We start from the raw sequence: 3,682 nt of genomic DNA, 5'->3' as shown, positions 1-3,682 counted from the left end.
TCACAAACAACGAAGGAAAAAGAACAACACCTTCTGTTGTTGCTTTTATTGAGGGAAATGAACGCAAAATTGGTGATCCTGCAAAACGTCAGGCTATCACAAATCCGGAAAAAACAATATACTCCATAAAAAGATTTATGGGTGAAACATGGGATCAAGTTCAAACCGAAGTAACCCGTGTACCTTATAAAGTAGTGAAAGGAGATAACAATACACCACGTATAGACATTGACGGACGCCTTTATACTCCTCAGGAAATTTCAGCGATGATCCTTCAAAAGATGAAAAAGACAGCTGAAGACTATCTCGGACAAGAAGTAACAGACGCAGTTATTACTGTACCTGCATACTTTAGCGACTCGCAACGTCAGGCAACAAAAGAAGCCGGAGAAATTGCAGGTCTTAAAGTTCAACGTATCGTTAATGAGCCTACAGCTGCTGCACTTGCTTATGGTCTTGACAAGGCTCACAAGGATATGAAAATTGCAGTGTTCGACCTTGGTGGTGGTACATTTGATATCTCTATCCTAGAATTAGGAGACGGTGTATTTGAAGTTAAGTCAACCAATGGGGATACTCACCTTGGTGGTGATGATTTCGACCAGGTAATTATCAATTGGCTGGCTGAAGAATTCATGAATGAAGAAGGCTTAGATCTACGTAAAGATCCAATGGCTTTACAGCGTTTGAAAGAAGCTGCTGAAAAAGCGAAAATAGAGCTATCAAGCACAACTTCTACTGAAATTAACTTACCATACATTATGCCGGTTAATGGTATTCCAAAACACTTGGTAAAAAATCTAACTCGTGCTAAATTTGAGCAATTAGCAGACTCACTTATTCGTAAGTGTATCGAACCATGTCGTCAATCGTTGAAAGATGCAGGGTATTCACCATCCGATATAGATGAAGTGATCTTAGTCGGAGGTTCTACACGTATACCTGCTGTACAAGCAGAAGTTGAGAAGTTCTTCGGAAAGACACCATCGAAAGGTGTAAACCCTGATGAAGTTGTTGCTGTAGGTGCTGCTATACAAGGAGCTGTATTAACAGGTGAAGTAAAAGATGTATTGTTACTTGATGTTACTCCGCTTTCTCTTGGTATAGAAACAATGGGGAATGTGATGACTAAGCTAATTGAGGCTAATACAACTATTCCTACGAAAAAGAGCGAAACATTCTCTACCGCTGCGGACAATCAACCGTCTGTACAGATTGTTGTACTTCAAGGAGAACGTCCAATGGCGAGGGATAATAAACAAATAGGTGTCTTCAACTTAGACGGTATATTACCGGCACGTCGTGGTGAGCCTCAAATTGAAGTTACATTTGATATTGATGCCAATGGTATTCTTAGTGTATCTGCAAAAGATAAAAAGACCGGCAAAGAACAATCTATTCGTATCGAGGCTTCATCGGGTCTTACTGATGCAGAAATCCAACGAATGAAAGACGAAGCTGCAGCTAATGCCGAAGCAGATAAGAAAGAAAAAGAAAAGATAGACAAGTTGAATCAGGCAGATTCAGTTATTTTCCAAACAGAAAATCAATTGAAAGATCTTGGAGATAAAATTCCAGCCGATCAGAAAGCTTCTATCGAAGGTGCTTTAAATAAACTAAGAGATGCTCACAAAGCTCAAGATATTCCGGCTGTTGATTCTGCAATGGATGAATTAACTAAATTAATGCAGGAATTGAGCCAGAATATATACAATCAGCAACAAGCAGGTGCTAATCCGGGACAAGAAGCCGGAGGTAATACTGGTAGCCAATCTAATGGCGGCGACAATAATGTAACTGATGTAGATTTTGAAGAAGTGAAATAAGCAAATAGAAACAGATAGTATATTTATTAAAAAAGCTCATTATCCTATATTAGGTATAATGAGCTTTTTTGTATTGTATATAGAGTCTCTTTTATTTATTAAATTTTACTCCACAACTCAGAAAATAAAGCTAAAGAAGATTCTATTCGAACCATTGTACTTCTTATATCTTGATGGTCGTATTGGCATTCTTCCAAATTGGAAAGAAGCTCTAAAAACATTTTAGGTTGAATATCGCCCCATTCATGAAAAGAATTTAACAGTTCTTCTTTTTTTTCTGAAGATATAGAATCAATGAATACAATGCACACACGAGCAAAAGTAGAAAATACATTGGCTATTTCTATAGGTTGATAAAAACGTCCTCTATTAGTATAGTTAAAATGAATCTCTGCAATATAAATGAGTATCTTTTCGCACAGAAATATCATATTATTTGTTAGATCAGAATCACTGTCTTTATCTTGTATTTTTTGAATAATACTTTGGGATGAAATTTCGATTTCATTAAGGTATTTTCCAAATAGTTCATAATATTTTTCTAGATAAGGATGGCTGCTCATCATTACGCTTGGAGGAATATAGTTCGAATCCATACTGTAATTATTATCTTCTTTAATAATCCGTCCTAGAATAAGATGATATATTCCGAATTCGTCTTCAGTAATTTGTCCTATTGGTTGTATAGACAAATGATAGGTTTGTTTATAATTAGATGATGTTTCTTGAACGCTTACTATACCTTGATACTTATTATAAAATGGTTCTACAACTAAAACAACATTCCACTGTTTATTATCTTCAATCTCTTGACTAAAATCATAATCTAGTCGCACAGAGTCAGAATGATTAATAGACTTTATATCTATACGACCACCTCTAGAGATAATAGCATTACATTGTTTCAACTCTATTTCTATTTTATCTCCATTTTTTTCTTTGATTCTCAGATCACATGATGATTTTTCACCTTTGCAAGGAGGCAATAAACCATAGCTGAAATTAGTAAATCTCCCACTATTAAAATCACGAATCGCATCTGCATAATTACCCTCTGTTTGTTGCAAATGAGCTATTGATATCTTATTACAACCTACCAAATTTCCCATTCTCTTCTTTATAGGATTAAGCATATTGTTACCCTTTATTGTTGTTTGTTTATGATCAAATATAAGTATAGTTCTCCTGTACTTTTCTAATTCGTTTGTATCGGTCTTATTATAATCTTGTAAAAGTCTCTGAAATCATATACAATACATCATACTTCTTTGCTTGATTTTCTGTCTCCTTTATTCAATGATATATCCTAATATATTCAGAAATAGCAAAATATATAATATTTTTATTTTATGTCTAAATTATAATTAGGTGGTATATCCTCCTAAAAAGATAATCAATACATTATCTGTTCAATAAAATGATCAATAAATCCTCTTTTTCTGAACAATTTTTTCAATATCAAACATATGCATAAAATTCATTGGAGCTTAATATAGCTTCATTAGTTTGCGTTATAAAACTTTTAACAGTTTGATTATTGCATATTTATGATAAAGCAGAGCGTGCAAAGTTAGAAAAAAATATGAGAATTTATCTTTTAATTATTTGAAACTATATTAAGGTTTCTAAAAAAGGTGAAATAGAGGATGTAAAATAAGAATATATTAGCTTTTATTTCCATAGCTATCTCTAAGGGACATAGTCATTCAATAACAAAAGTCCGCATACATTAAACTGTATACGGACTTTGCTTAAAACGGCGGTAACCTACTCTCCCACTTTTACGCAGTACCATCGGCACGACCGGGCTTAACTTCTCTGTTCGGAATGGGAAGAGGTGGAGCCCCGGTGTTATA

The 3,682-nt window shown here is 34.5% G+C and carries 2 protein-coding genes and 1 rRNA gene; 1 reads left to right on the top strand and 2 read right to left on the bottom strand.

What is annotated here, in order from left to right:
- Positions 1-1,826 (top strand): molecular chaperone DnaK (dnaK, locus tag LDB17_RS03515; protein WP_393924887.1); only part of this gene is annotated, 1,826 nt, incomplete at its 5' end.
- Between the two features lie 98 nt (positions 1,827-1,924).
- Here the strand turns inward: dnaK and LDB17_RS03510 are convergent.
- Together LDB17_RS03510 and rrf are read right to left on the bottom strand one after the other, a co-directional pair.
- Positions 1,925-2,959, bottom strand: a complete 1,035-nt coding sequence (locus LDB17_RS03510; RefSeq protein WP_252637302.1) for a hypothetical protein — start codon at positions 2,957-2,959, stop codon at positions 1,925-1,927.
- A 621-nt stretch (positions 2,960-3,580) separates the two neighbouring features.
- Positions 3,581-3,682, bottom strand: a 5S ribosomal RNA gene (gene rrf / locus LDB17_RS03505); the annotation flags it as partial.

Source organism: Dysgonomonas sp. Shenzhen-Wh21 (assembly GCF_043392705.1).
In the GTDB taxonomy this organism is placed as follows: Bacteria; Bacteroidota; Bacteroidia; order Bacteroidales; family Dysgonomonadaceae; genus Dysgonomonas.
Note: the sequence above shows the minus strand (reverse complement) of the source record. Positions and strands in the feature narration are given on the sequence as shown.